The organism is Flagellimonas amoyensis (assembly GCF_003058265.1).
Lineage (GTDB): Bacteria > Bacteroidota > Bacteroidia > Flavobacteriales > Flavobacteriaceae > Flagellimonas > Flagellimonas amoyensis.
This window is the reverse complement of the sequence record NZ_QBUK01000015.1, coordinates 47,087-72,506: the sequence shown is the minus strand read 5'-3', so window position 1 is coordinate 72,506 and position 25,420 is coordinate 47,087. Positions and strand designations below refer to the sequence as shown.

The following is a 25,420-nucleotide window of genomic DNA, read 5'->3' as shown; positions in this document are numbered from 1 at the left end:
CCCAACACACAGAATTTAATTTTCAGCAATATGGCAAAGACGACAAAAACGGTAATCACGGGGGACAAGCTGATTGCCCTCTACATGGATCATATCTTGGAAAATGAAAAAGTTCCAGGGTCAGTTTATAAGTTTTGTAAGGACCATAAGATCAAGGAAGAGGAGTTTTATACTTTTTTTGGCTCATTTGAGGCACTCCAAGTATCCATTTGGGACCGCTTTTTTGAAAACACCATGGGGCTTCTGCAAAAGAACAACCAGTTCAACGCAATGTCCAATGAAGAAAAGATGCTTACTTTTTTCTTCACCTTTTTTGAAAACTTGGGGTTGAACAGAAGCTACGTGTTGCTAGTTCTAAAGACACAAGGGAACCCTATTGAACATCTTTCACAACTTCGGGGGCTTCGGAAGCAGTTCAAAAACTTCGCTTCAGGACTCATCGAGGAGAAAAACAGTGAAAAGAACGTGAAAATCTTACAGCACAATGCGCCACTTTTCTCGGAAGGAGCTTGGTTGCAATTTTTGTTTTTATTGAAATTCTGGATAGAGGACGGTTCTCCCGGATTTGAGAAAACGGATATCGCCATCGAAAAATCGGTGACCACCATTTTCCAAATTTTTGAAAACAGCTCATTGGAGAAAATAATAGACCTTGGAAAGTTCCTTTACAAGGAAAAGTTTGTGTAGTTGCCCATGAAAACTTTGGACAGAATACCTACGGGAAAGATAGAACGCGCCGGAAAATTGGTGACCACTGGGGTCAAGATCGGGGGGAACTACGTCAAATATTACGGCAAAAAACTAGTTGATCCAGAAGTTTCCAAAGAAGAATTGGACAGGGAAAATGCGGAGGATATTTATGATGGGCTCAAAAGCCTGAAGGGAAGCGCTCTCAAGGTTGCCCAAATGCTGAGCATGGAGAAGAACCTGTTGCCCCGTGCCTATGTGGAAAAGTTTTCCCTTTCGCAATTTTCCGTGCCCCCACTTTCTGCGCCATTGGTGCGGAAGACCTTCAAGAAATATCTGGGGAAATACCCTGAGGAGATTTTTGACACTTTTGAAAAGGATTCCATCAATGCGGCAAGCATTGGCCAAGTGCATAGGGCCACCAAAGATGGCAAGCAGTTGGCGGTGAAGATCCAATATCCCGGCGTGGCGGAAAGCATCAGCAGCGATTTGGCATTGGTAAAGCCCGTGGCCATCAAAATGTTCAATTTGAAAGGGAAGGACTCCGAAAAATACTTCAAGGAAGTGGAGCACAAATTGCTTGAAGAGACCGATTATATTTTGGAACTCCGTCAGAGTACGGAAATCACCAAAGCCTGCGGGGTAATCCAGGGCATGGAATTTCCGAGGTATTATCCCGAACTTTCCAGCGAGCGGATATTGACCATGGACTGGATGAAGGGCATCCATCTGGGAGAGTTTGTCCAAACGCAATTTGGTGCTGAACTGGGCAACCAATTGGGGCAGGCATTGTGGGATTTTTACATGTTCCAGATCCATCGACTCAGAAAAGTACACGCAGACCCCCATCCCGGGAACTTTCTGGTCAGTCCCAAGGGAAAACTCATTGCCATAGATTTTGGCTGCATAAAGGAAATACCCGAAGAGTTTTACGTTCCATATTTTGAATTGGCCAAAGAAGAGAACATCAATGATGATAAGGTCTTCATGCAGAAGTTGTACGAACTGGAAATACTGACCCCTACCGATACGGAGGAGGAGCTTACCTTTTTTACCGCATTGTTCAAGGAGATGCTCAGTATATTCACCTCTCCTTTTCACAAAGCGGAATTTGATTTTGGGGATGATGTTTTTTGGTCCAGGATTGCCGATTTGAGCGAACGCTACTCCAAGGATGAACAGATTCGGAAAATGAACGGAAACCGAGGGTCCAAGCACTTTTTGTACATCAACCGGACCTTTTTTGGGCTGTACAATCTCCTTCATGATTTGAAGGCCAAGGTGCGTGTGGGCAATTTTGCCCCACAGCCGAATTGATTCAAAATAGCATAAAAAAGCATCCTAGACCTATTGGCTTAGGATGCTTCTAAATGGAACGGGTCCGGATTAATTTGACCCAGAAACGTTGCTGCTGTTCACTTCCTCTTTTTGTTTCACATATTTTTCCAGCCATTGGTCCTGTTCCCACAATAGGTGCAGAATGCTTTCCTTGGCCCTGTAGCCATGGCTTTCCTTGGGCAGCATCACCAAACGGACCGTGGCGCCCAGTCCTTTCAGGGCATTGAAATAACGTTCGCTCTGCATGGGGTAGGTGCCAGAATTGTTGTCCGCCTCACCATGCACCAGAAGTAAGGGTGTCTTCATTTTTTCGGAATGCATAAAAGGGGACATGGTATAGTACACTTCTGGAGCTTCCCAATAATTCCGTTCCTCGCTTTGGAACCCAAACGGGGTCAAGGTCCTGTTATAGGCACCGCTTCGTGCAATCCCCGCGGCAAAAAGATCGGAATGGGAGAGTAGGTTGGCCACCATGAAGGCCCCATAGCTGTGTCCGCCAACGGCAACACGTTCCGTATCAATATATCCCATGGCGTCCACTGCATTTATCGCAGCTTTGGCATTGGCCACCAATTGGCTTCTAAACGTATCGTTGGGCTGCTCTTCGCCTTCACCGATGATGGGGAAGGAGGCATCATCCAAGACCACATAGCCACGGGTCACCCAATAAATGGGCGAGCCCCAGTAAGGATAGGTAAATTCATTCGGGTTCTGTGTGTTCTGCGAGGCACTGTTCTTGTCCTTGAATTCCCTGGGGTAGGCCCAGAGGATCATGGGCATTTTTTCCTTTTTCTGCATGTCATAACCTACAGGAAGATAAAGTGTCCCGGTCAGTTCCAGACCATCGTCCCTTTTGTAGGTAATGACTTCCTTGTGCACATTTTGGATGCTCTGGTAGGGATTCTCAAAAGCAGTGAGCTGCATGGGCCCTTTTCTTTTGATGACACTTTTGTAATAATAATTGGGGTATTCGCTGGGCGATTCGATGCGGACCAATAATTGGTCCTTTTCGGGGTTGTACTCGATGAGGCGCTCCAATTTACCTTCCAATTTGGACGTGTACAAACGGGTCTTTTTCAAGGTGTTCAGGTCCATTTTTTCCAAAAAGGGGAATTGGCCTTCCTCTGTATACCCATCGCCCAAAAGATAAGCGTTGTTGTTCTTGTCGAGGGAGAGTACCCAACTTCCGTTTTCATTCCTTTCGGTGATAAAGTTCCCGGGGTTGCTATACACATCCTGATAGTTCCTGTCCGAAATGATCTTGGGTTCTTTTTTGGGGTTGGAAGGGTCAAAAAGATAGGTTTTGGTATTCCTATCGTTCCACCAACGGTCATGGGCAATGGCAATATCATCGTTGCCCCATTGGATCCAGGCGAACCTGTTCTTGGTTTTCAACAATGATTTGGCCTGCCCGTTGAAAGGTGCTTCCAGTTCAAAGATTTCATCACGATAAGGCGCCTCATTTTGGGGGTCTCCGCCATCCAAGGCCTCCACATAGACCAAGGTCGAGGGTTTGTCGTTCCTCCAGCTAAGGTCGCGCATGCCCGTCCTTTCGGCCATAAAACCTTGGGGCAGGTCCTCAATAAGGGGTATTTCCAGCATTTTCTTCACCAACTTGCCATCCTTGTCAAAAACAGCTGTGGTGTTCGGAAACCTGTAGTAGGGCACCAAATAGGAAAAAGGCTTGTCCAGGGTCACTGTCATCACATAATTGCCATCTGGTGAAAAACTGATGCTGGTGTACATGTCCGTTTCTTTCCATTTGGTCTTGCTTCCGTCCAATTTTACTTTGTAAAGTTCGGACCGCGCCAATTGCTCAAAGTTGAATTCGTCATTGGGGTTCTTCAATAGATCCTGATAGGTCCTGTTCTGGGCTTTTTTGCCATCGTTGGCAGAAATGGTGGGACCGTCCGGAACAGCTTCGCTCACATCTACCAATGGTTTCCGGTCACCTGGCAACATTTTGACTAAAATGGATTCTCCGTCCTTGAACCAATTGATCACATCCCCCATATTGGCATTCACTTGGGCATCGGTGAGTTTGGTCGCTTTGGCGGTCTCCACATCCAGCACCATCACCTCTACACCTTCGGAAGTGGTGTTGGTAAAGGCCATTTTGGATTGATCGGGAGACCAGTTGAAATTGGAAAGCCTAGGATTTTGGGGCAGTCCTTCCGCTTGGACGCCGTCTTTCTCCCCAATTTTTTTCACGATAATGTTGTTGTAATAATTGGTGCGGCTGCCAATGTTGGTCTTCGGGTTGATCCGCAGACCGGCCAGGCGGAGTTCCGTCTCCGAAAGTTCCGCTATGGTCTTGTAGTAATCGCTATAGAGCAGCAACATATGTTTGCCATCGTCGGCAATCAGCACGCTGGGTGCCGTAGGGGCATTCACCAGTTCCAGTATTTCTTCAGGTGGTTGTTGATAGGTCAGTTTCTCCTGCGATTGCCCCCAGCAGAAAGTGAGCAACGCCAGAAAAATCAGGTAGTGTTTTCTCATGATGATTTTTTTAAAGGTTTAGAATTTGACGAATCTTTAAATGTACAATTTTTTAAAAGTATTATTTTGGCTGACTTTTAAACAATTGGCATGAATATTTGCTAATTTTCAATTTGTAACTATCTTTTTGACTTAAATTTTTTCACATGTATAATTCCAAGATTGCAGGATTGGGTTTCTATGTACCTGAAAACGTGGTCACCAATGATGACCTCTCCAAGTTAATGGACACCAATGACGAATGGATACAGGAACGTACCGGGATCAAAGAACGGCGCCATGTGGTCAAAGGTGAGGACACCACAACATCCATGGGGGTAAAGGCGGCCCAAAAGGCGATAGAACGGGCCGGGATAGATAAGAACGACATTGATTTCATTGTTTTTGCCACCTTGAGCCCAGATTATTATTTTCCAGGTCCTGGGGTCTTGGTCCAACGGGATCTTGGACTCAAAACAGTGGGTGCCCTTGATATCCGAAACCAGTGCTCCGGATTTGTGTACGGCATTTCGGTGGCCGATCAATACATCAAAAGTGGGATGTACAAGAATGTTCTGGTCATCGGTTCCGAACTGCACTCCCATGGTCTGGACATGACCACTAGGGGCAGGGGGGTATCGGTAATCTTTGGTGATGGTGCAGGTGCGGCCGTGATGACGCGCGAAGAAGATCCGAAAAAAGGAGTTCTGTCCACCCACTTGCACTCGGAGGGCGAACATGCCGAAGAACTTTCCCTCATCGCTCCCGGCATGGGAAAACGATGGGTCACGGACATCATTGGCGATGCAGACCCAGAGGATACGTCCTATTTTCCTTATATGAACGGGCAGTTTGTCTTCAAAAATGCCGTAGTGCGTTTTAGTGAGGTAATCATGGAAGGTTTGCATACCAACAATTTGACCCCAACGGATATCGATATATTGATTCCCCATCAGGCCAATTTGAGGATATCCCAGTTCATCCAGAAGAAGTTTGGATTGTCGGACGACCAAGTGTTCAACAACATCATGAAATATGGGAACACCACGGCCGCATCCATTCCCATCGCTTTGACCGAGGCCTGGGAGGCCGGAAAGGTCAAGGAGGGCGATTTGGTGGTATTGGCCGCCTTTGGAAGTGGCTTTACTTGGGGCAGCGCCATCATCAGGTGGTAGCAAAAAGTGATATAAATAGCTTGTTGTGCATTTGGAATGAAATTTGTCAGTTCGAGTAATTTTTCGAAAGAAAAATTGTATCGAGAACCAGGATTTCAGACCCAAAAGCGATTCTCGATACAAAATTCCTTCAGAATTTCACTCGAATTGACGGTTTTGGCATAAAAACCTTAAAAATGTAAAAAACATTAAAATAACAAACCCCGATCTCTTTTGGAGACCGGGGTTCTTTATTGATGCCCTTGAAAGACTAACCAACCAACACTCTGGCAAGGACCGTCAATAAAAGTTAAAGGATGCCGCCGCCACCTTGTTTGGTGTTGTCGTCCCTGTTCTTACGTTGCTTCGCACGGTTCTTTCCACTTCCGAAGCGATAGGACAGCCCAACGTAAACATTGTTGCTCTCCCAGTTGAAGGCACCTTCCTGTGCATAGGGGTAATCACCTTCAAAGGCAAAACGCATGGTATTGAATATGTCGTTATAGTTCAGGCTGATGGTGCCCTTGCCCTCATCGAAGCTGTAGCGTGCTCCCAAATTGACAAAGTACATGGGGTCTGCATTGAACTGGATGCTCTTGTTCCTGCCCCTGTAGAACCCAAATGCCTGAAGGGTCAGTTTCTTGGTCACCGTAAAACTGTTGTTCATGCGAAGGTTCCACGCCGTGTTGTCCACTTGTACTCTTTCTGCAACGATATCTTCTTCCGATGGATCAGGGTCCGTGGTGTTCAGGGTTTCCGTAATCCCACGTTGCGTTTGGGAGAACAGGTCAAAACTACCGTTGATGTTCCACCATTTTGTGGGTCTGTAGTTCGTGGACAGTTCCATGCCATAGGCAGAGGTCTTGTCAAAATTATCAAAGGTCAAGATAGTCTTGTTCAGGTCCAATCGGTCAATATAGATGGCCCTGTTGATCTCATCGGAGATGCTTCTGTAAAATACACCGGCCGTTATGCTGCCGCTCTTCAAGCGTTTGGTATAGTTGGCCTCGTAGGAACTGGTGAACTGTGGCACCAAGTTCGGGTTTCCAAATGCGGAGATCAATGGCGTGGCAAATTCCCTAATGGGGTTCACCTGCTGCAATCCGGGACGGTCCACACGCCTGCTGTAGCTCACCTGCACTTGATCTCCTTCATTGATGCTATAGGTCACAAAGGCCGATGGATAGATCTGTGTGTAATTGTCCGTGAACGCACGTACGGCATTGGTGTCCGCCTGTACCTGGACATCCTCGATGCGCACACCCATCTGATAGGACCATTTTTTATAGGTCTGGCCAAAAGTGGCGTAGGCAGAATAGATGTCCATGTCATAGATGAACTTGGTGGATGGGGTAGGGGCCAGTTCCCCGTTGGAGTTGAAAGATTGTCCGGTAGAGGAGTAATCCACTATGGTCTCAAAGTTTCTGGACTCCAAGCCGATTTCCAATTTGGAAATGCTGTCCAAAGGGTTCACATAGTCCAAGTTGGCCGTGGTCTGGGTGCGCTCGGTGTCCACAAAATCCATATAATTGGGGTAGAGCGATGCACCGGTAGACCTAAAATCGGCATCTTGGCCACTTTCAAAACGGTTGTGATCCACTTCCAGTTCTATATTGTGTCCTTCCTTGTTGAAATCCAGTTTATAGTCAAAATTGTACTGTTCGCTCCTGTTGTCGGAGTCATCGGTGAACAATTGGGTCACATTTCTGGCGGGATCGTTGTAATAGGAGACCTGTGTGGCCCCATTGCCTAGACCGTCATAGATGTTCTGGTTGGTGAACAGTGAAATGGTGTTCTTGTCGTTCAGGTAAAAATCGACCCCCAGTTTGTAGAGGTGGGATTTGTTGTTGTTGAGAAAGTCAAACTCTTGGCGCGAGTTTTCATCGACCCGAAGAATACTGCCATCGTTCACCCATTTGCCGATGTTGTTGCCATAGTTTCCATAAAAGTTGAACTTTCCGTTCCTGTAATTCAGGTCGATGGAGCTGTTGAACTTGGCCTCGATGCCCTTGGTGAGCCCCATGCTCACATTTCCGTTGAAACCGATATTGGCATTTTTGTGCAGCACAATGTTGATGATACCGCTCATGCCTTCGGGATTGTACTTGGCCGAAGGATTGGTGATAAGTTCTATGGATTTGATGGATGTTGATGGAATCTGTTTCAGCAATTGCGCTACGGGCACGTTGGAGAGTTTTCCATCCACCATGACCCTTACGTTGGAGTTGCCCCTGAGGGTAATGTCGCCCGTTTGGGAATCCACGTTCACGGAAGGAATGTTGTTCATGATGTCGGAGGCCGTGGCACCGGAAGTGGTGAGGTCCTTCCCAACATTGATCACCTTTCGGTCCACCCGTTGCTCAATGGTGGTGCGCTCGCCTACCAGTTCCACTTCGTTGAGTTCCTGGGTCTGTTCCATCAAGGTGATGGTGCCAATGTTGACGTTGCGGTTATCTTTGTCAATGACCAGTTTTTGGGAATGGGTCTTGTACCCGATGAATTGTACCTCGAACAGAAAGGTTCCATCCGGTAATTTTTTGATCTCAAATGTTCCGTCCTCGGCAGTGATCCCGCCGGTAACGGTCTCGGAGCCATCCTCGGATTTCACCACCACAGCAGCATAGGCCACAGGCTGGTTCAAGGTATTGTCGAGTACAGTTCCGGAAATGGAGCCCAGTGCGTCCGATGGATCGTTGAAAGCGAAAGATGAGTTTAGACCGCACAGGAAAAGTGCAAAAAGTAAGGTCAACTTTTTCATGAGTTGTTCGTTTTTTGATTGATGATTGAATGATTGATGATATTTCTAAGACGCCAGCTAAGAGGGAATGTTACAGCAAATTTTTTTTTTAACATTCTTTAACAAACAAAAAAGGAAGTAGGTATTCCATTGTAAGGATGGAACCTCTTGAAGGACAAAGGAAAGTGTATAAAAAGAAGAAACCCCGACAATTGAATGCCGGGGTTGTACATTGATAAGCTATACTAAACACTAACCATTAACTATAAAAAATACAGTCTTACCAATGAAAATATCTTATATACCAATAGACGGATTAATTTTGAAATCGTTACAGTCTATATATTAGTTTAACACAATAATTAACAAATGGCAAAAGCACTTGTTTTTGGGGCATCATCAGACCCGGGAAGATACAGTAACATGGCAATACGTAGGTTGGTTGAGAACAATATTGAAACAACCGCATTTGGGATACGTGGGGGAACTGTATCAGGGGTACAAATTAAAGACAAACTTGATGATTTTCAAAATATTGACACCATAACCTTGTATTTAAATCCCATCAAACAGAAGGAATACTATCAAAAAATAGTGGATCTGAACCCCAAAAGAGTAATTTTTAACCCCGGAACCGAGAACCCCGAATTTTATCAAATCCTTGAAAAAGCTGGGATTCAGGTGGAAGTGGCCTGCACTTTGGTGCTGTTGGCTACTGGTCAGTATTAATTTTTTCCCTTTTTTTGATGAGCCATAACCCAAAGAAGGTCAGCAGTCCGTTCAACGGTAACAATTCATAGCCCAATTGATAACCCCCCAAATAGGATGAAGGAATATTGGCAATCAAAACTATGATGCTTACCGAGAGCAGGGCCACCACCCATACATATCCATCATGGATCTTGTGCTTGGTCAGAATGCCAAAGGCAAAAAGACCCAATAAGGGACCATAGGTATATCCGGCGACCGTCAATAAACTATCTATCACATTGCTGCTCAGGATGTATTTGAAGGCAATGATGACCAAGATGAGCATCAGGCTCATGACCACGTGGGTGCGCTTACGTATTTTTTTCTGTTCGGCATCGTCCTTTTGCTGCACGTTCAAGAAATCCACACAGAACGAGGTGGTCAGTGAAGTCAGGGCACTGTCCGCACTGCTATATGCCGCAGCGATCAGTCCCAACATAAAAGTGATCGATAGGGCCAGACCAAGGTCTCCGTTCATGGCAATTTCAGGAAAAAGAAGGTCTGTCTTTGGCGTGCCGTCCATAAGTGGTATGCCAACACCGTTGCGTTTTGAGAAAATGAACAGCAGTGCACCCAAGAGCAAAAAGAGAAAATTGACGCCTACGAGGACAAAGCTGAAGGAGACCATGTTTTTTTTGGCATCCTTCAAGGATTTGCAGGTGAGGTTCTTCTGCATCATGTCTTGGTCCAGGCCTGTCATACAGATGGTGATGAACATGCCGCCCACAAACGACTTTACAAAATGGCTCCTATCCAGAAAACTGTCCGTCACCAACCAATCATTGTAGCCCTTCAATTCATCCGAAGCCAACAACTCGCCAAAGCTCCAACCCAATTCTTGGTTGATGAACACAATGGAAAGCACCACGGCCACGATCATAAAGAGCGTTTGTAGTGTGTCCGTCCAAACAATCGTTTTGATGCCCCCTTTGTTGGTGTAGAGCCAGATGAGTAGAATGGAGATCACCACAGTGAACTCAAAGCGTATCCCAAGATCGTCGAAAACAAACTGTTGCAGCACAATGGCCACTAGGTATAGTCTGAACGATGCGCCCAATACCCTGGAAATGAAGAAGAAAAACGCCCCTGTCTTGTGGCTTACCTTTCCAAAACGTTCCAGTAGGTATTCGTAGATCGAAGTAAGGTTGAGCCTGTAGTATAAGGGCAGCAGCACAAAGGCCACCACAAAATAACCGAACAGATACCCCAATACCACCTGCATATAGGTGAATTGGCTGTCCTCCACCCATCCTGGGACCGATATGAACGTTACCCCCGATAGCGATGCGCCCACCATTCCGAAGGCCACCACAAACCAAGGTGATTGTTTTCCCGCTTTGAAAAAATCGGCGTTGGAATCGTTCTTTCCAGTAAGGTATGAAATCAATATAAGTACCAAGAAATAGGCGCCTATCAGAAGTAGAATTTGTGTGGCGGACATAGATGAATTTTGATTTGCAAAGTACGAAAGTAAATTGGTAAAGCTAAAATCGTAATTTTGTGGGAGATTAGAGCCTATGGAATTTTCGTCCAAACTATTGGAAAATGCGGTCCAGGAAATGTCACAGTTGCCCGGCATAGGCAAGCGTACGGCGTTGCGTTTGGTCCTCCACCTGCTCAAACAGCCCCAAGAGCGGACGGAGCTGCTCACAGATGCCCTGATGAAGCTCAAAAGCGAGGTGAATTTCTGCAGCAGCTGCCATAACATTTCCGATACCGAACTCTGCGAGATATGCGCCAACCCCAAGCGGGATGAGAGCTTGGTCTGCGTGGTGGAAGACATCAGGGATGTGATGGCCATAGAGAACACTTCCCAATACAAGGGTCTTTACCATGTGCTCGGCGGCAAGATATCCCCTATGGAAGGGGTGGGTCCCCAAGACCTCAATATCGCTTCTTTGATCCAAAAGGTCAGGGAAGGTACGGTCAAGGAACTTATTTTTGCCTTGAGCTCGACCATGGAAGGGGATACCACCAATTTTTACATCTATAGGCAATTGGAAGGGTTGGAGGTCGTTACCTCGGCCATCGCCAGAGGTATTTCCGTTGGGGACGAGCTGGAGTTTGCCGATGAGGTCACCTTGGGAAGGAGCATCGTGAACCGGGTGCCCTTCGAGAATTCCATAAAGGCAAATTGAGAATGATTAAAAAATGCACACAAACCAATAATAAGTGAATTTCTTTAGTATTTTTGCAAAATACTATCCAAAATCACTTTGATAAATAGGAATATGGCAAAATTTGAATTGAAATTACCGCAAATGGGAGAAAGTGTCGCCGAGGCCACGTTGACCACTTGGTTAAAAGAAGTGGGCGATACCGTGGAATTGGATGAAGCTGTCTTTGAGATCGCGACCGATAAAGTGGATTCCGAGGTTCCCAGTGAGGTGGAAGGTGTGCTGTTGGAAAAGCGGTTCGATGTGGACGATGTCATAAAAGTGGGTGAAGTGGTAGCCGTGATCCAAGTGGATGGCGATGTGGATGATGTTTCAGGGGATAGTGGCAGCGCTGATGTAGAGGAAGAGCCTGTAGCGGAGCACGTTGAGGTCTTGGAAAACCAAATGGCCCATGTGAAGGAATCCGTAACCATCGCAAAACCCGTTTTTTCTAGCTCAGAGCGATTCTATTCACCTTTGGTGAAAAATATAGCCAAGGAAGAAGGGGTCTCCATGGAAGAACTGGAAGCCATCATAGGCACAGGTAAAGAAGGCAGGGTGACCAAGACCGACATCATGGCCTATCTGCAAGACCGTTCCAACGGAAATGCAAAACTTGCACCGACCCCGGCACCTAAAGAACAAAAACCGGTTGAGGAAGCACCAAAACCACAGAAAGCGACCGAGGAGAAACCCAAACATGCACCCATTGCCGTGGGACATGGTGACGAGGTCATTCCATTGACCCGAATGGGAAAACTCATCGCCCAGCATATGATCGATAGCGTTTCCACCTCTGCCCACGTACAGAGTTTTGTGGAAGTGGACGTGACCAATGTGGTGAACTGGCGGGAAAAGATGAAGAAGGCCTTTGAGCAACGGGAAGGCGAAAAATTGACCTTCACACCCATATTTATGGAAGCTGTGGCCGTGGCATTGAAGAAATTCCCGATGATGAACATTTCACTGGACGGAGACAAGGTTATCAAAAAGAAAAATATCAATTTGGGAATGGCAGCGGCCCTGCCCGATGGCAACCTGATCGTGCCTGTTATCAAAAATGCAGACCAGTTGAACCTCGTCGGTATGGCAAAAACGGTGAACGATCTCGCCAATAGGGCCCGTAACAACCAGTTGAAGCCCGATGAGGTTAAGGACGGGACCTATACCGTGACCAATGTGGGCACATTTGGCAGTGTGTTCGGTACGCCCATCATCAACCAGCCACAAGTAGGTATCCTCGCGTTGGGGGCCATTCGGAAACTGCCTTCTGTCATCGAGACTGATCAGGGAGAATATATAGGTATCCGAAGCAAAATGTTCCTTTCGCACAGTTATGACCACAGGGTGGTGAACGGTGCTTTGGGCGGAATGTTCGTCAAGGCCGTGGCCGATTATCTGGAAGCCTGGGACGTGAACAGGGAAATATAACCGGGAAAAACGGTCCATGTTCCTTTCACTATACGTAAATTTAGGGAGCAAAAGCCTTACATAAACATTCAAAGACCCCAGATGCAGTTACAATTGACCAAGCCTATATGTTTTTTTGATTTGGAGACCACCGGGACCAATGTGGCCAAGGACAGGATCGTGGAGATTTCCATCCTAAAGGTATATCCCAACGGAAACAAAGAAAGCCGAACATGGTTGGTGAACCCAGAAATGCCCATTTCTCCCGAATCGGAGGCCGTTCATGGCATATCCAACGAGAAAGTGGCCAACGAGCCTACCTTCAAACAATTGTCCAAGGAAATTTATAAAATGATCAGGGACAGTGATTTGGGCGGTTTCAATTCCGATCGTTTTGATATTCCACTTTTGGCCGAGGAAATGTTGCGGGCCGATGTGGATTTTGATATGAAGAATATGGTGTCCGTGGATGTGCAGACCATTTTCCATAAAATGGAAAAGCGCACCTTGGAGGCTGCTTACAAGTTCTATTGTGATAAGAATTTGGAAGATGCCCACAGTGCGGAGGCCGATACCATGGCCACTTATGAAGTGCTGTTGGCCCAACTGGAAAGATATCCCGAACTGGAGAACAACGTAAAAAAACTGTCCGAGTTTACGACACGGAAACAATCGCTGGATTTTGCAGGTTTCATAGTCTTGGACGAAGAAGAACGGGCCGTTTTCTCGTTCGGTAAGCATAAGGGAAGGACCGTGGATGAAGTCCTTGAGGCCGAACCCGGCTATTTTGGTTGGATCTTGAACGCAGATTTCCCGCTCTACACCAAGAAAGTACTTACCCAGATTAAGTTGAGCAAGCTCAACAACAAACTTTGAGAAACACACAAAACACCCCCAATAAACAACAATATGAAACTGATATGTATTGGTCGCAATTATGTGGACCACATTGAAGAACTGAACAATGAGCGTCCGGAAGAACCGGTCGTCTTCATCAAACCCGATTCGGCCATACTCCCCAAAGAACAGGATTTTTACATTCCCGAGTTTTCCAACGACGTCCACCATGAAGTGGAGGTCTTGGTCAAGATCAAGAAAGTGGGAAAACATATCGCCAGGGAATTTGCCCATAACTATTATGATGAAATTGGCCTAGGCATAGATTTTACGGCCAGGGACGTGCAGGCCAAACTGAAGGCGAAGGGACTGCCTTGGGAAAAGGCCAAGGGATTTGATGGGTCTGCGGTGGTTGGCAACTGGTTGCCCAAGAGCAGGTTCGAAAATGTGGACCATCTCGATTTTTCCCTGTCAAAAAACGAGGAAACGGTCCAGAAAGGAAATACCGCTCTGATGTTGTGGAAGATAGATGAAATCATTGCCCATGTGTCGACTTATTTTATGCTGAAAAAAGGAGATATCCTATTTACGGGTACCCCGTCTGGGGTTGGTAAAGTAAGCCCAAATGACTACCTTTCAGGAATGCTTGAAGGAGAAACACTATTTGAAATCAACGTAAGATAATGATTTACAACCTCGATAAAATTAATGAAATGGCCGAAGGCGATGAAGATTTCATTGTCTCTGTGATTTCCGTTTTTCTGGAAGAAGTTCCGGAAGACTTGGAAGGATTGGAAAATGCCATTGGAAATAAAGATCACGAAAACGTTTATAAACTGGCCCATAAAATAAAGCCCAATGTGGATATTTTGGGCATGGAGCAGACCAGGGACAGGGCGTTGGAAATAGAGACCTTGGGAAAAAATGAGGCAAGCATGGAAGAGATAGCGGACAAGTTCCCGATGCTCAAGAAAGATGTCCTTCAGGTCGTGGCAGAACTCAAAAAAGATTTTGATCTATAGATGCAGGCAGAGATCATCACCATTGGGGATGAGATCCTTATTGGACAAATAGTCGATTCCAATTCCGCGTTCATCGCCAAAGAGCTCAACCAAATTGGTGTTTCTGTATATCAGATCACTTCGGTGCAGGACGATAGGGAGCATATCACGACCACATTGCAAGAGGCCGGTGAACGCTCGTCCGTGATTATTGTCACGGGAGGCCTGGGCCCCACCAAGGACGATGTTACCAAGGAAACGCTCTGTAACTTCTTCGGGGATACCCTCGTGGAGGACGCATCGGTCTTGGAACACATAGAAGAGCTTTTCAGAAAATACATCACCACGCCCATTTCCGACCTGAACCGCAGACAGGCATTGGTACCCTCCAAGGCAACAGTACTCCACAATGCGTTCGGAACGGCACCGGGACTCTGGATGAAAAAGGGAGAGGTGTCCTATTTTTTTCTGCCAGGGGTGCCCTATGAGATGAAAAACCTGATCACCAGTTCGGTTTTGCCCAGTATCATGGAAACCTACGAACGGCCCTATATCGTCCACAAGACCCTATTGACCTACGGTATGGGAGAAAGTGCCATCGCGGAGAAAATTGAGTCGTGGGAGAACAATCTGCCTTCCCATATCAAATTGGCCTATTTGCCCAATCTGGGTAGGGTGAGGCTCCGTCTTTCCTCCAAGGGGGTGGACAGGGAAGCACTCTTGGCTTCCGTTGAGGCCGAGGCCCAAAAATTGTACCCGATCATTGGGGACATTATCTATGGAGAGGAAGAAGATGGGACCATCGAAAGCCAAATAGGCAAGTTCCTGACCCAAAAGCAAATGACCTTGGCCACGGCCGAGAGCTTTACCGGGGGAAGGATTGCGGAACAGATCACGTCGGTGCCCGGGGCTTCCAACTATTTTAAGGGCAGTGTGGTCAGTTATGCCACAGAGACCAAGATCAAGGTGCTGGGTGTCCCGGAAGCCTTGGTCCAACAATATTCGGTGGTCAGTGAAGAAGTTGCCATGGCCATGGCGGAGAACGTCAGGAGCCTACTGGGAACCGATTTTGCCGTGTCCACCACGGGCAATGCAGGTCCCACCAAAGGTGACTCGGATGCCGATGTGGGAACGGTCTATATCGGGATCAGTACCCCAAGAGGGACAACGGCCCATAAATTTGCCATGGGAAACCATCGGGAACGGGTGGTGAAGAAGTCTGTAAGCAAGGCTTTTGAGCTGCTTTATAAAGAAATTTTAAATTTCTGAAAAAGAATTTTGTACGTCCCGTTAAAATGGTATAAATTTGCAGCCTCAATAAAATCACTCAAAAGTTAGGGAGATGTCTAAAGTTTGTGAAGTTACAGGAAAAAAGGTGATGTTTGGAAACAACGTATCCTTTTCTATCAATAAGACAAAGAGAAGGTTCGATGTGAACGTTTCCAAGAAGAAGTTTTACATTCCTGAAGAAGACCGTTGGGTAACCTTGAACGTATCTTCCAAAGGATTGAAAATCATCAACAAGAAGGGTATCTCTGCCGTATTGAAGGAGATGAATGCCCAAAAGTAAGTAGTATAAGCGTTTTAAGTACGATACAATGGCCAAGAAAGGAAATAGGATTCAGGTAATTTTGGAGTGCACAGAGCACAAGGAATCTGGTATGCCAGGTACGTCCAGGTACATTACCACCAAGAACAAGAAGAATACGCCAGATAGGATGGAGATCAAAAAATTCAACCCTATCCTTAAGCGCATGACCGTCCATAAAGAAATCAAGTAATCCCTTTTCATCACGAAAAGGCAAACAAACATAAGCCATGGCAAAGAAAACAGTAGCAACGCTTCAATCATCATCCAAAAGATTGACCAAGGCCATCAAAATGGTAAAGTCTCCTAAAACAGGTGCCTATACTTTCGTAGAGTCTGTAATGGCTCCTGAAATGGTCAACGATTGGTTGAACAAGCAATAAGACAAATTTCCCCATAGGAAATACGGAGCCGCTCACATAGAGCGGCTTTTTTTATGTCCATAGGCCACCGGGCCAAGACATTTCACGGCAAAGGAACATTGATTTAACATAACTCCCCTTACTTTGCTATCTTTGGGGATTATCTATTGAACACGAGATGAGCTTATTCAAGAATATATTTTCAAAGGACAAGAAAGAGACTTTGGACAAGGGCCTGGAAAAATCAAAATCCAGTTTCTTTGGTAAATTGGGCAAGGCCGTGGCCGGAAAGTCCAAGGTGGACGATGAGGTACTGGACAACCTTGAGGAGGTTTTGGTCTCCTCGGACGTAGGGGTGAACACTACCCTCAAGATCATTGAACGCATCGAAGAGCGGGTCTCCCGTGACAAATACATGGGGACGGATGAACTCAATACCATCCTTCGCGAAGAAATAGCAGGGCTCCTTTCCGAGACCCATGTGGGCGAAAGTACCGAAATCTCTATACCCACCGATAAAAAACCGTATGTGATCATGGTCGTTGGCGTGAACGGCGTGGGTAAGACCACCACTATTGGGAAATTGGCACACCAGTTCAAGAACAAGGGACTGAAAGTGTTGTTGGGAGCGGGCGATACCTTCCGGGCGGCCGCCATTGACCAATTGCAGGTATGGGCGGACAGGGTGCAGGTGCCCATCATCAAACAAAAAATGGGGAGCGATCCCGCTTCCGTGGCATTCGATACCCTCAACTCTGCCGTGGCGGACCAAGCCGATGTGGTATTGGTGGACACTGCCGGTAGGTTGCACAACAAGGTCAATCTGATGAACGAGCTTTCCAAAGTGAAGCGTGTGATGCAAAAAGTAGTTCCCGATGCGCCACACGAAGTACTTTTGGTGCTGGACGGGTCCACAGGGCAGAATGCCTTTGAGCAGGCCAAACAATTTACCAAGGCCACCGAGGTGACCAGTTTGGCAGTGACCAAGTTGGACGGTACTGCTAAGGGCGGTGTGGTCATCGGTATATCGGACCAGTTCAAGATTCCCGTGAAATACATTGGAGTGGGAGAGGGCATCGAGGACCTACAAGTTTTTAACAAATACGAATTTGTGGATTCGTTCTTCAAAATGTAAAATATATGTACAGACAACTCATCCTCGGCTTTTTGATCATTGTTCTTTCTGCTTGCAAGCAGAAAAATGTGGAACCGAAGGAGGAAGTTGTCCTTTGGACCCCTTATAACGATTCCACAGAGGTGGCGGCCAGTGCCGACAACGAAAGCGAACGGATGCGCTACCGATTCATCCAGAGCAAGGTGTTGGACAAAAACGAGGTGTTTATGCCCTTGTACGGGGAAGTGTCCCGATTTCCATCGGCCCAATACGAGAAGATGAAACCTTTGGTCTTGGAACAGGACATTCCCACCATCCAGAAACATATCGATGCGGGAACGTTCACCTATGAAGATTTGGTCCTGTTCTACCTGCACCGAATCTATACCTACGAACTTCCGAACAGCACTACGCTGAACACCATCATTGCATTGAACCCAAACGTGTTGGAAGAGGCCCGGAATTTGGATGAGAGTCTGGAAATCCATCATCCCATTTATGGGATGCCCATTTTGTTGAAGGACAACATCGGCACTTCGGAAATGAAAACGACTGCCGGGGCTGTTGCATTGAAGGACAACCAAACGGAGGATGCCTTTATTGTACAACGATTGAAGGAAAAGGGAGCGCTCATCCTAGGCAAAGTGAATTTGAGCGAATGGGCCAATTTCATCTGCGATGTGTGCCCCAACGGACAGAGTGCCGTGGGCGGACAGACCATGAATCCCTACGGACGACAACAATTTGATACAGGTGGATCCAGTGCCGGTAGTGGCACATCGATGGCCGCCAATTATGCGGTCGGTGCAGTGGGGACCGAAACATCGGGCTCCATCCTTTCACCCTCCAGCCAAAACTCGGTCGTGGGTCTGAAACCTACCATTGGGTTGCTGAGCCGAACAGGTATTGTGCCCATTTCCAGCACGTTGGACACGCCGGGTCCCATGACCAGAAATGTGACCGACAATGCCATTTTGTTGGACGCCATGCTGGGGAGGGACGGTGCAGATGCCAAGTCGGTGGAACCTGAACCAGGGGTTTTATCTGCATGGACGCAACCCGAACCCCTGAAAACTGTTCGTTTGGGTGTGATGAAAAATTTGATGGAGCGGGATTCCCTATATGCCCTTAGTGTTGAAAAGCTTAGGGAAGCGGGTGCCGAAATCGTCGAGTTTGAACCGAAGGATGTCCAATTGGATCATTTCCTCACCTTGTTGAATCTGGACATGAAAAAAGACCTTCAGGACTACTTGGAGGCCATGGTCAAGAACAAGGATGTGGTAAAGGTTGAAAAGATTGAGGATGTGGTCCGTTTCAACAGTGCCGATTCCTTGGTGCGCATACCTTATGGGCAGGCCCGTTTTGATGGGATCTTGGCCGATTCCACGTCCCAAGAAGATTTTGAAAAGATCAAGAGCGAACTGAAAAATGCAGGGAAATCTTTCTTTGATGTGATGGAAGGACTAAAGTTGGATGCCATTTTGAGCATCAACAATTACCATGCAGGGTATGCCGCGGTGGCCGAATATCCCGCCCTTACTATCCCTATGGGGTACAAGCCCAATGGCGAACCCGAAAGTTTGACCTTTATCGGGAAACCTTTTTCAGAGGCACATTTGCTGCGGATCGGAAAAGCTTTTGAAGATTTGACCCATTCCCGGAAAATACCAGTGGCTTACCAGAAGTAGGTGGGATTTGTTTGATTTGAGTGTTTTTTCAGTCAACAAAGGTTTCCTTGATGACTTCTTTACATTTTTCGATTTCTGATGGTGTCAGGCTTTCAAACACGCGAATTATCCTAGTCTTGTCCACTGTTCTGATTTGGTCTATGGCAACCATTCCTTTCTTTCCATTATGATTGACCGGAACCCTTGTGGGATATTTTTTTAAGTTGGTTGTCATGGGAGCAAGTACGATGGTGTTCAGATATTTGTTCATCTCGTTCGGGGAGATGATGATACAAGGTCTCGTTTTCTTTATCTCGCTTCCTATCGTTGGGTCTAGGTTGACAAGGACAATGGAATATTGTTTTAGATCCATTCCTCAAGATTTTCGTCCTCAAACATGTCGTTCATCAGCAACTTATCGTCGCCGTTCTCGTTCATTTTTCTAAATTCCTTTTCCCAGTTTTGTCGGGGAGAAGCAATTGGTTTGAGGATGATCTGTTCTTTTTCAAGAATCAGTTCTACTTTATCCTTGATGTTATATTGTTCCAAAATGGTCTTGCTCAGACGCAGGCCTTTTGAATTCCCAATTTTGATGATGGCTGTTTCCATGGATTCTTATTTGTAATTACAAAGTAAATACATTTGATTGGAATGTCAAAATCCGTTACTTTTTTGCTTATTGATTCAAACGGACTTGTATGTGGCTCATTGTGGAAAACCCTCAAGGATTTTTCGCTACAGTAGAAAGATAGTAATGTGCTAAACGTTATATGGCAAAATATTTATCGTCTGAAATCAGATAGTATAGACTCCATATTTTTCTTTTCAGCCATCAGTTTTTCTTTTGTTTTGATGCTTTCTTTTAGTTCGGGCTTAATACTCTCTTTGATTATTTCATAATCTAAATCCAAAAATTGCTTTAAATAAATCGTTGCCATTTGAGCTTGCAGATTTTGGCAATGAATTTTCATTCTTTCAATATCTATTTTAAATGTCTCTTTATTGACCTCAATTCTTTTCTTTATGTCTGGATTTATAAAATCAGGATGGATTTCTTCACGATGAAAACCATCATTGTGTTTAATAGCATTAGATATGTAATTTACACGCTTAGTAATATTAAAATGATGATGTGAATTAGTTATTTTATTGATTCCAAATTCTTTTTTGCAATAGTCTTGAATTGTTAAAAATCCATTTTCTTCTCTTAAATCCCTGAATAGGAAATCAGTTGCATCTACTAGAGCCTTTAGATATGATTCATATTTATGAAAAAGTCCAACGTACCCAAGTCTTATAGTCTCGTAGAGATTTTCTTTTAAATCCTCTTTTGAAATATTCAGAAAGTGTTTGTATTTAGATGTTTTAAGTTGATTCCAACTGTCCGCAATTGATTTATTTGCAGAAGGAATATAATAATTCAGAAATAAGATTTGAAAGTTTTCCATTTCCGTTATTGACTTGATTATCAAGTCAAATAATTTTTTTCCTTCCTCCGATTCTTGAAGTTTGTCAAAGTCCTTTACTTTGGCAAAAGTATCCACTAACTTATCAACAAGGAAGTCAATGGGGTTGTATTTCTGATTTTGGTATTTCATATTTTGCCAAATTGCATAAATATCTGTAAAACAGATTGCTACGTCCCAAAATAAGCATAAAATCAATACAGAAACGGTTTTTTAAGGAAAACCAAGCCTTAAGGAACCATACAAGCGCAGTTATTCCCCGATATAGGCATTCAGCCTTTCCCAGAGCAGATTGTCAAAACTGGAGGGGCCCAATTGGCTTTCCCCGGCATCGTCCCCCAATCGCACGATCACCAAGTTTTCACTGGGCACTAGGTAGAGTTTTTGGTCAAAGGCACCCAGTCCCGCAATAAGGTCGTCAGGGGCATCGGGGAACAGTTCCCCCTCAAAAGTGGTTTCCGAACCCGGGGCCTTGTGCTGGCTTTTTCCGTTCAACCACCATAGATACCCATACGAAGGGTTCAGGTTTTGGGAGGTGGTCGTCATTTCCGTAAAATAGGTCTTGTCCGATAAGATCTCGGTGCCGTCCCATGTGCCTTGGTTCAAACAAAGTAGTCCAAACCGGGCCATACTCCGCGTATTGCTGAAGAAAAGGTTGTTGTAGCCCGCCGTGATCCAATTGCCCTGCATGCCGATTCTGTCCCGTATCTTTTGATAGGAATAGGTTTTGAAATCCGTGCTGGTCGCGTTGGTCACGATTTGGTCGAGTATCGTATAGGCGGCATTGTGATAGTACCAATAGGTGCCCGGTTCATTTTTGTAGAGCAGACATTCCTTGTCATAGCAGAAAGGTTCGTCCACGGTGTAGTCCAGCCCTGTGGTCATGGTCAAGTGGTGTCGCACGGTGATATTGGCCTCCTGTTCCGGGGTGAGCATGGACCATCCTTCACCCAAATAGTCCATGGAAGAATCGCCGATGGACAAAAATCCTTCTTCTTGGGCAATGCCGACCGTCATGGCCGTCAAAGTTTTGCCGGCGGAGTTCCACGAATGGTTATCCCCTGCGGTGAAGTCCCCAAAATACCATTCCACTACGATTTTGCCATCTTTCAGGATGATGAACCCATCGGTGCCCTTTTCCTCCAATAGATCGTAGAGGGCCTGTTCGGCCTCTGTGTTCCATGCCAGATCGGTGGGGGAGATGGTTTCCCATTCCGCGGAACCCACAGGCGGGAAATACAGTTCACCTGTTTCGGGATTGGGGATGTTGTCGTCATCTCCCGGACCATCGTCCGAAGAGCAACTGAAAATCAAGACGAGACAAAGCAGAAGGAAGGGATGTGCAAATCGTTTCATGACCTTGGAATTTGGACCTTAGACCCCCGTTGGGGCCAATAGTTTAACGCCTCAACAGGAAAATTATGCAGGCAAATCGATGTAATGCGCTGTGTTGTTGTATTTTTGCACTCCATTTATAGCAACTATGCGGACAAAATCGCTCAAGAAGAACAAAATCAATGTGGTGACACTGGGTTGTAGCAAGAATGTCTATGACTCCGAAGTGTTGATGGGACAGCTACGTGCCAACAACAAAGAGGTCGCCCATGAAGAGGAAGGCAACGTGGTGGTGATCAACACCTGTGGTTTCATTGCCAATGCGAAGGAGGAGAGCGTGAACACCATTTTGGAATACGTGCAGAAAAAGGAAGAGGGCCTCGTGGACAAGGTTTTTGTGACCGGTTGTCTCAGTGAGCGCTACAAGCCGGATCTGCAACGGGAAATTCCCAATGTGGACGAATATTTTGGTACGAGCGACCTGCCCAACCTCCTCAAAGCACTTGGGGCGGACTACAAACATGAGCTGATCGGTGAGCGTTTGACCACCACACCCAAGAACTATGCCTACCTGAAGATTGCAGAGGGTTGCGATCGTCCCTGTTCGTTCTGTGCCATTCCCCTTATGCGGGGCAAGCACAAGAGCAAACCCATAGAGGAATTGGTGGCCGAGTCGGAAAAATTGGCATCAAAGGGCGTGAAGGAACTCATTTTGATTGCCCAGGATCTAACCTATTACGGTCTGGACCTGTACAAAAAACGGAACTTGGCCGAACTGCTCCAAGCTTTGGTCAAAGTAGAGGGAATCGAATGGATCCGTTTGCACTACGCCTTCCCAACAGGCTTTCCCATGGATGTGTTGGAGGTGATGCGCGAAGAACCCAAGATCTGCAATTATATCGATATCCCATTGCAACATATTTCGGATGCCATACTTAAAAGTATGAGGCGGGGCACTACCCAGGCCAAGACCACCAAATTGTTGCAGGATTTCAGGGCAGCCGTCCCCGATATGGCCATCAGGACCACGTTGATCGTTGGCTACCCCGGGGAGACCGAGGAAGATTTCGCAATCTTAAGGGATTGGGTCAAGGAAATGCGTTTTGAGCGTTTGGGGTGCTTCACCTACAGCCATGAAGAGAACACCCATGCCTATTCGTTGGAGGATGATGTGCCCGAAGAAGTGAAGCAGGAACGTGCTAATGAGATCATGGAAATCCAATCACAGATTTCATGGGAGCTGAACCAAGAGAAGATCGGAAAGACCTTCCGGTGCATCATCGATAGGAAGGAAGGCAATCATTTTGTGGGCCGCACGGAATTTGATTCCCCTGATGTGGACAACGAGGTGCTTATCGATGCTACCAAGCATTACGTGAAAATTGGGGACTTTACTACCATCGAGATCACCGATGCTTCGGATTTTGATCTATATGGGGTTCCGGTACAACTGTCCTAGAATTTCAACGTTTCCGTTGTAGCTCATAGTCATACAATTCCCTGCCCAATTGGGCCAAAAAAGGAATGCCCACCTCGTCATAGTCGTAGGCATCGTCATTGAAAATACCATCGCTGTTCACCAGAATGGTCGCCGTGACCATAAAATCCACGTTGTTCAAGGTGTCTTGGATATAGGCGCAATCCGTCAGTGTGCCATAGGCATATCCCACTTTATTGTAAATTTTGATGTGTTCCGGCATAGGGTCCGTGGAATCGCCAAACAGGAAGAATTTGACATAACTGTCATAAAACTCCTCCGAATTGTACCCCAATTTTGGAGGAAGGGTGTGCATGGCCTCCAATAAAAAATCATGCTGCTCCTTGCTCAGATTGAAACGTTGGGCTTCGGGAAATGCCTCGGGAAAAATGACCCGTTGGAGCAGGGCATGCTGTGCGGGTATGGGATAGTGGTTTTTCAGCGAAAAATCAAAAGGTTCCGTCCGCAGTTCATCATCGGCATAAAACCCCTTTCCCTTTTTTATACCGTTCAGCGTTAAAGGTTTGGCAGAGGTGTTGATGATGGGCTTACTCACAGCGGTTGTGGAATCGTTCAGGTAGATCACCAAAGGTGTGGTGGTGATATCGTCCGCATTGGGGGCAGAGAGTCTGTGTGCTATACGGATGGGTTCCACGCCCCTCTTGCGCATGCGTTGGTTGAGGTCGTCCTGTCCCAAAAACTCGATCAGCCTATTGTTCGCGGCATTGTCCGATACGGCAAATATTTCGGAAATGGCCTTGGCAAAGGTGGTTTCCACCGAATCCCCCTCGATATAGAACCGGGTGTACATGTCCAGCGAATCCACCTCGTTGAGCTTTTCCAGAGTGGCTACGGCAGCAGGAAACTTGACCGTGCTGGCCGGATAGAAATAATTTTCAGCGTTTACCTGAAAATCATGGTCCGTGAAGAAAATACTATCGTTCCTTCGGTCGATTTGCGTGAAACGGATCTGGACCTCGTGTGCGTCAAGATTTTCCATTACCTGCCTGATGTACGGATGCTCCGAGGCAAGCGCTTTTTCCAGTGGTTTGATCGGCTTGGTTTCCGAGCAGGAAGTTCCAAGGGCCATCAACCCCAAAAGCATACATCTGGTCCACATGGTGTCTTGTTTTACAGTTCGCCCGAGTAGATCTGGCCCCGATGGGGTTTCAGGATATCCTTCACCTCCTTCAGTTCAAATTCGGCCACTACCAAAAAGGCAATGCTGTGGGTGGGTCCAAAATGTTCCACGCCGCTGAGGTCGTATTTCAGCTCCTCCACGGTGACGAATTCTTCCAGGTGTTTTCTGTAGTGTTCTGCAGTCCTTGCTGCGCCGGGTCCCCTAAAGTCCCAGATCATCTTGATTTTTCGGTCCAAAATTTTTTCCATTTCCTCGGTTATTGGTCTAGTACGGATATTCCATTTTCTGCAAAGTTCTTAAAGTCCTGCATATATTTCAAGGATTGTTTTTTGAAAGCGCCCGGCATCAGCAATCCCATGAGTTTCATGCCAAGACCTGAAAATTGGAACTCGGATTCCGAGATCCATCGGGTTTTTCCATCTTCGTCCCTGAAATAATTTTTTTGGATGTTGTGTACGCCCTTGGCGTCGTAGGTGGTGTGCATTTCTTCGGGAAGGTTCCGTTTGATGATGGTCTCAACCATTTCCATCTTGCGTTTGCCCATTTGGTAGCTCAGGCTCATCCGGGAACCTTCCTGCCCTGGGTTTTTGGACAGCAGTTCGTAGGCCACAAGGCCCCGTTGCCAATGTTTCATGTTCTCGGGATTGTCCATTTTTTGGATGAATTCGGCCCGGGGAAGGTCAACGACAATTTCGTTGCTGTACTTCATTTTTGTTTGGTTT

General features: G+C 46.3%; 26 protein-coding genes. 16 read left to right on the top strand and 10 right to left on the bottom strand.

From position 1 onward, the window contains the following. The first annotated feature begins 30 nt into the window (after positions 1-30). Positions 31-687, top strand: a complete 657-nt coding sequence (locus DB398_RS17630) for a TetR family transcriptional regulator C-terminal domain-containing protein (RefSeq protein ID WP_108425800.1) — start codon at positions 31-33, stop codon at positions 685-687. Positions 688-693: 6 nt separating this feature from the next. After that, positions 694-2,004, top strand: a complete 1,311-nt coding sequence (locus DB398_RS17625; protein ID WP_108425799.1) for an ABC1 kinase family protein — start codon at positions 694-696, stop codon at positions 2,002-2,004. A gap of 69 nt (positions 2,005-2,073) precedes the next feature. On the opposite strand, the gene DB398_RS17620 is transcribed toward DB398_RS17625, so the two are convergent. Next, positions 2,074-4,524, bottom strand: a complete 2,451-nt coding sequence (locus tag DB398_RS17620) for an alpha/beta hydrolase family protein (RefSeq protein ID WP_108425774.1) — start codon at positions 4,522-4,524, stop codon at positions 2,074-2,076. Positions 4,525-4,670: 146 nt separating this feature from the next. Here DB398_RS17620 and DB398_RS17615 point away from each other — a divergent pair, with 146 nt between their 5' ends. Continuing rightward, the gene (locus DB398_RS17615) at positions 4,671-5,678 is read left to right on the top strand and encodes a 3-oxoacyl-ACP synthase III family protein (RefSeq protein WP_108425773.1); all 1,008 of its coding nucleotides are present in this window, start codon (positions 4,671-4,673) and stop codon (positions 5,676-5,678) included. Between the two features lie 289 nt (positions 5,679-5,967). Here DB398_RS17615 and DB398_RS17610 read toward each other — a convergent pair whose 3' ends face one another. Further along, a complete protein-coding gene (locus tag DB398_RS17610) occupies positions 5,968-8,415 on the bottom strand; it encodes a TonB-dependent receptor (RefSeq protein ID WP_108425772.1) in 2,448 nt (815 codons plus the stop codon). Positions 8,416-8,763: 348 nt separating this feature from the next. Between DB398_RS17610 and DB398_RS17605 the strand changes: the two genes are divergently transcribed. Further along, positions 8,764-9,123, top strand: a complete 360-nt coding sequence (locus tag DB398_RS17605) for a CoA-binding protein (RefSeq protein WP_108425771.1) — start codon at positions 8,764-8,766, stop codon at positions 9,121-9,123. Here DB398_RS17605 and DB398_RS17600 read toward each other — a convergent pair. Next, positions 9,107-10,585, bottom strand: a complete 1,479-nt coding sequence (locus DB398_RS17600) for a sodium:solute symporter (RefSeq protein ID WP_108425770.1) — start codon at positions 10,583-10,585, stop codon at positions 9,107-9,109. The two genes, DB398_RS17605 and DB398_RS17600, sit on opposite strands and share 17 nt — an antisense overlap. Before the next feature lie 76 nt (positions 10,586-10,661). Between DB398_RS17600 and recR the strand changes: the two genes are divergently transcribed. The 11 genes from recR (at position 10,662) to DB398_RS17545 (ending at position 19,300) form a co-directional block, all read left to right on the top strand. Then, positions 10,662-11,282 (top strand): recombination mediator RecR, encoded by a 621-nt coding sequence (gene recR / locus DB398_RS17595; RefSeq protein ID WP_108425769.1) that lies wholly within the window; start codon positions 10,662-10,664, stop codon positions 11,280-11,282. A 93-nt stretch (positions 11,283-11,375) separates the two neighbouring features. Further along, entirely contained in the window at positions 11,376-12,731 is a 1,356-nt protein-coding gene (locus tag DB398_RS17590; RefSeq protein ID WP_108425768.1) for a dihydrolipoamide acetyltransferase family protein, read from the top strand. Positions 12,732-12,812: 81 nt separating this feature from the next. Further along, positions 12,813-13,586, top strand: a complete 774-nt coding sequence (locus DB398_RS17585; protein WP_108425767.1) for a 3'-5' exonuclease — start codon at positions 12,813-12,815, stop codon at positions 13,584-13,586. A gap of 33 nt (positions 13,587-13,619) precedes the next feature. Next, positions 13,620-14,231 (top strand): fumarylacetoacetate hydrolase family protein, encoded by a 612-nt coding sequence (locus tag DB398_RS17580; RefSeq protein WP_108425766.1) that lies wholly within the window; start codon positions 13,620-13,622, stop codon positions 14,229-14,231. Then, the gene (locus tag DB398_RS17575) at positions 14,231-14,569 is read left to right on the top strand and encodes an Hpt domain-containing protein (RefSeq protein ID WP_108425765.1); all 339 of its coding nucleotides are present in this window, start codon (positions 14,231-14,233) and stop codon (positions 14,567-14,569) included. The genes DB398_RS17580 and DB398_RS17575 overlap by 1 nt, the downstream gene beginning before the upstream one ends. Beyond that, positions 14,570-15,817 carry a competence/damage-inducible protein A gene (locus tag DB398_RS17570; protein ID WP_108425764.1) on the top strand — a complete coding sequence of 416 codons (1,248 nt, stop codon included), beginning with the start codon at positions 14,570-14,572 and terminating at the stop codon, positions 15,815-15,817. Positions 15,818-15,890: 73 nt separating this feature from the next. Next, on the top strand, positions 15,891-16,118 hold the full coding sequence (rpmB, locus tag DB398_RS17565; RefSeq protein ID WP_072879694.1) for a 50S ribosomal protein L28: 228 nt from the start codon (positions 15,891-15,893) through the stop codon (positions 16,116-16,118). 28 nt (positions 16,119-16,146) lie between these two features. Continuing rightward, a complete protein-coding gene (gene rpmG, locus DB398_RS17560) occupies positions 16,147-16,329 on the top strand; it encodes a 50S ribosomal protein L33 (RefSeq protein ID WP_031444791.1) in 183 nt (60 codons plus the stop codon). A 37-nt stretch (positions 16,330-16,366) separates the two neighbouring features. Then, entirely contained in the window at positions 16,367-16,519 is a 153-nt protein-coding gene (locus DB398_RS17555) for a DUF4295 domain-containing protein (protein ID WP_072879696.1), read from the top strand. Positions 16,520-16,676: 157 nt separating this feature from the next. Further along, complete coding sequence (gene ftsY, locus DB398_RS17550; protein ID WP_108425763.1) at positions 16,677-17,633, top strand: signal recognition particle-docking protein FtsY; 957 nt, start codon at positions 16,677-16,679, stop codon at positions 17,631-17,633. 5 nt (positions 17,634-17,638) lie between these two features. Then, on the top strand, positions 17,639-19,300 hold the full coding sequence (locus DB398_RS17545; protein ID WP_108425762.1) for an amidase family protein: 1,662 nt from the start codon (positions 17,639-17,641) through the stop codon (positions 19,298-19,300). A gap of 28 nt (positions 19,301-19,328) precedes the next feature. Here DB398_RS17545 and DB398_RS17540 read toward each other — a convergent pair whose 3' ends face one another. From DB398_RS17540 to DB398_RS17525, 4 genes are all read right to left on the bottom strand, one after another. Beyond that, positions 19,329-19,652, bottom strand: a complete 324-nt coding sequence (locus tag DB398_RS17540) for a type II toxin-antitoxin system PemK/MazF family toxin (RefSeq protein ID WP_108425761.1) — start codon at positions 19,650-19,652, stop codon at positions 19,329-19,331. Continuing rightward, positions 19,643-19,888, bottom strand: a complete 246-nt coding sequence (locus DB398_RS17535) for an AbrB/MazE/SpoVT family DNA-binding domain-containing protein (RefSeq protein ID WP_108425760.1) — start codon at positions 19,886-19,888, stop codon at positions 19,643-19,645. Before DB398_RS17535 ends, DB398_RS17540 begins: the two co-directional genes overlap by 10 nt. A gap of 173 nt (positions 19,889-20,061) precedes the next feature. Continuing rightward, complete coding sequence (locus tag DB398_RS17530) at positions 20,062-20,877, bottom strand: hypothetical protein (protein WP_108425759.1); 816 nt, start codon at positions 20,875-20,877, stop codon at positions 20,062-20,064. A gap of 120 nt (positions 20,878-20,997) precedes the next feature. Then, a complete protein-coding gene (locus DB398_RS17525; protein WP_108425758.1) occupies positions 20,998-22,101 on the bottom strand; it encodes a serine hydrolase domain-containing protein in 1,104 nt (367 codons plus the stop codon). Between the two features lie 127 nt (positions 22,102-22,228). Here DB398_RS17525 and rimO point away from each other — a divergent pair, with 127 nt between their 5' ends. After that, entirely contained in the window at positions 22,229-23,539 is a 1,311-nt protein-coding gene (gene rimO / locus DB398_RS17520; RefSeq protein WP_108425757.1) for a 30S ribosomal protein S12 methylthiotransferase RimO, read from the top strand. Positions 23,540-23,543: 4 nt separating this feature from the next. Here rimO and DB398_RS17515 read toward each other — a convergent pair whose 3' ends face one another. The 3 genes from DB398_RS17515 to DB398_RS17505 are packed head-to-tail and all read right to left on the bottom strand — an operon-like array spanning position 23,544 to position 25,407. Beyond that, positions 23,544-24,677, bottom strand: coding sequence for a serine hydrolase (locus DB398_RS17515; protein WP_108425756.1), 1,134 nt, complete (start codon positions 24,675-24,677; stop codon positions 23,544-23,546). A gap of 11 nt (positions 24,678-24,688) precedes the next feature. Further along, on the bottom strand, positions 24,689-24,946 hold the full coding sequence (locus DB398_RS17510) for a hypothetical protein (RefSeq protein ID WP_072879938.1): 258 nt from the start codon (positions 24,944-24,946) through the stop codon (positions 24,689-24,691). A gap of 8 nt (positions 24,947-24,954) precedes the next feature. Beyond that, positions 24,955-25,407, bottom strand: coding sequence for an SRPBCC family protein (locus tag DB398_RS17505; RefSeq protein WP_108425755.1), 453 nt, complete (start codon positions 25,405-25,407; stop codon positions 24,955-24,957). Positions 25,408-25,420: the final 13 nt, after the last annotated feature.

Excerpts from the sequence above, each read along its gene's own strand:
- DB398_RS17610 (WP_108425772.1), bottom strand. The coding sequence starts at position 8,415 with ATGAAAAAGTTGACCTTACTTTTTGCACTTTTCCTGTGCGGTCTAAAC.
- DB398_RS17625 (WP_108425799.1), top strand. The coding sequence starts at position 694 with ATGAAAACTTTGGACAGAATACCTACGGGAAAGATAGAACGCGCCGGA.
- DB398_RS17580 (WP_108425766.1), top strand. The coding sequence starts at position 13,620 with ATGAAACTGATATGTATTGGTCGCAATTATGTGGACCACATTGAAGAA.
- ftsY (WP_108425763.1), top strand. The coding sequence starts at position 16,677 with ATGAGCTTATTCAAGAATATATTTTCAAAGGACAAGAAAGAGACTTTG.
- DB398_RS17600 (WP_108425770.1), bottom strand. The coding sequence starts at position 10,585 with ATGTCCGCCACACAAATTCTACTTCTGATAGGCGCCTATTTCTTGGTA.
- DB398_RS17570 (WP_108425764.1), top strand. The coding sequence starts at position 14,570 with ATGCAGGCAGAGATCATCACCATTGGGGATGAGATCCTTATTGGACAA.
- DB398_RS17630 (WP_108425800.1), top strand. The coding sequence starts at position 31 with ATGGCAAAGACGACAAAAACGGTAATCACGGGGGACAAGCTGATTGCC.
- DB398_RS17605 (WP_108425771.1), top strand. The coding sequence starts at position 8,764 with ATGGCAAAAGCACTTGTTTTTGGGGCATCATCAGACCCGGGAAGATAC.
- DB398_RS17530 (WP_108425759.1), bottom strand. The coding sequence starts at position 20,877 with ATGAAATACCAAAATCAGAAATACAACCCCATTGACTTCCTTGTTGAT.
- DB398_RS17515 (WP_108425756.1), bottom strand. The coding sequence starts at position 24,677 with ATGTGGACCAGATGTATGCTTTTGGGGTTGATGGCCCTTGGAACTTCC.
- DB398_RS17555 (WP_072879696.1), top strand. The coding sequence starts at position 16,367 with ATGGCAAAGAAAACAGTAGCAACGCTTCAATCATCATCCAAAAGATTG.
- rimO (WP_108425757.1), top strand. The coding sequence starts at position 22,229 with ATGCGGACAAAATCGCTCAAGAAGAACAAAATCAATGTGGTGACACTG.
- DB398_RS17510 (WP_072879938.1), bottom strand. The coding sequence starts at position 24,946 with ATGGAAAAAATTTTGGACCGAAAAATCAAGATGATCTGGGACTTTAGG.
- DB398_RS17585 (WP_108425767.1), top strand. The coding sequence starts at position 12,813 with ATGCAGTTACAATTGACCAAGCCTATATGTTTTTTTGATTTGGAGACC.
- DB398_RS17545 (WP_108425762.1), top strand. The coding sequence starts at position 17,639 with ATGTACAGACAACTCATCCTCGGCTTTTTGATCATTGTTCTTTCTGCT.
- recR (WP_108425769.1), top strand. The coding sequence starts at position 10,662 with ATGGAATTTTCGTCCAAACTATTGGAAAATGCGGTCCAGGAAATGTCA.
- rpmG (WP_031444791.1), top strand. The coding sequence starts at position 16,147 with ATGGCCAAGAAAGGAAATAGGATTCAGGTAATTTTGGAGTGCACAGAG.
- rpmB (WP_072879694.1), top strand. The coding sequence starts at position 15,891 with ATGTCTAAAGTTTGTGAAGTTACAGGAAAAAAGGTGATGTTTGGAAAC.
- DB398_RS17535 (WP_108425760.1), bottom strand. The coding sequence starts at position 19,888 with ATGGAAACAGCCATCATCAAAATTGGGAATTCAAAAGGCCTGCGTCTG.
- DB398_RS17505 (WP_108425755.1), bottom strand. The coding sequence starts at position 25,407 with ATGAAGTACAGCAACGAAATTGTCGTTGACCTTCCCCGGGCCGAATTC.
- DB398_RS17575 (WP_108425765.1), top strand. The coding sequence starts at position 14,231 with ATGATTTACAACCTCGATAAAATTAATGAAATGGCCGAAGGCGATGAA.
- DB398_RS17620 (WP_108425774.1), bottom strand. The coding sequence starts at position 4,524 with ATGAGAAAACACTACCTGATTTTTCTGGCGTTGCTCACTTTCTGCTGG.
- DB398_RS17590 (WP_108425768.1), top strand. The coding sequence starts at position 11,376 with ATGGCAAAATTTGAATTGAAATTACCGCAAATGGGAGAAAGTGTCGCC.
- DB398_RS17525 (WP_108425758.1), bottom strand. The coding sequence starts at position 22,101 with ATGAAACGATTTGCACATCCCTTCCTTCTGCTTTGTCTCGTCTTGATT.
- DB398_RS17540 (WP_108425761.1), bottom strand. The coding sequence starts at position 19,652 with ATGGATCTAAAACAATATTCCATTGTCCTTGTCAACCTAGACCCAACG.
- DB398_RS17615 (WP_108425773.1), top strand. The coding sequence starts at position 4,671 with ATGTATAATTCCAAGATTGCAGGATTGGGTTTCTATGTACCTGAAAAC.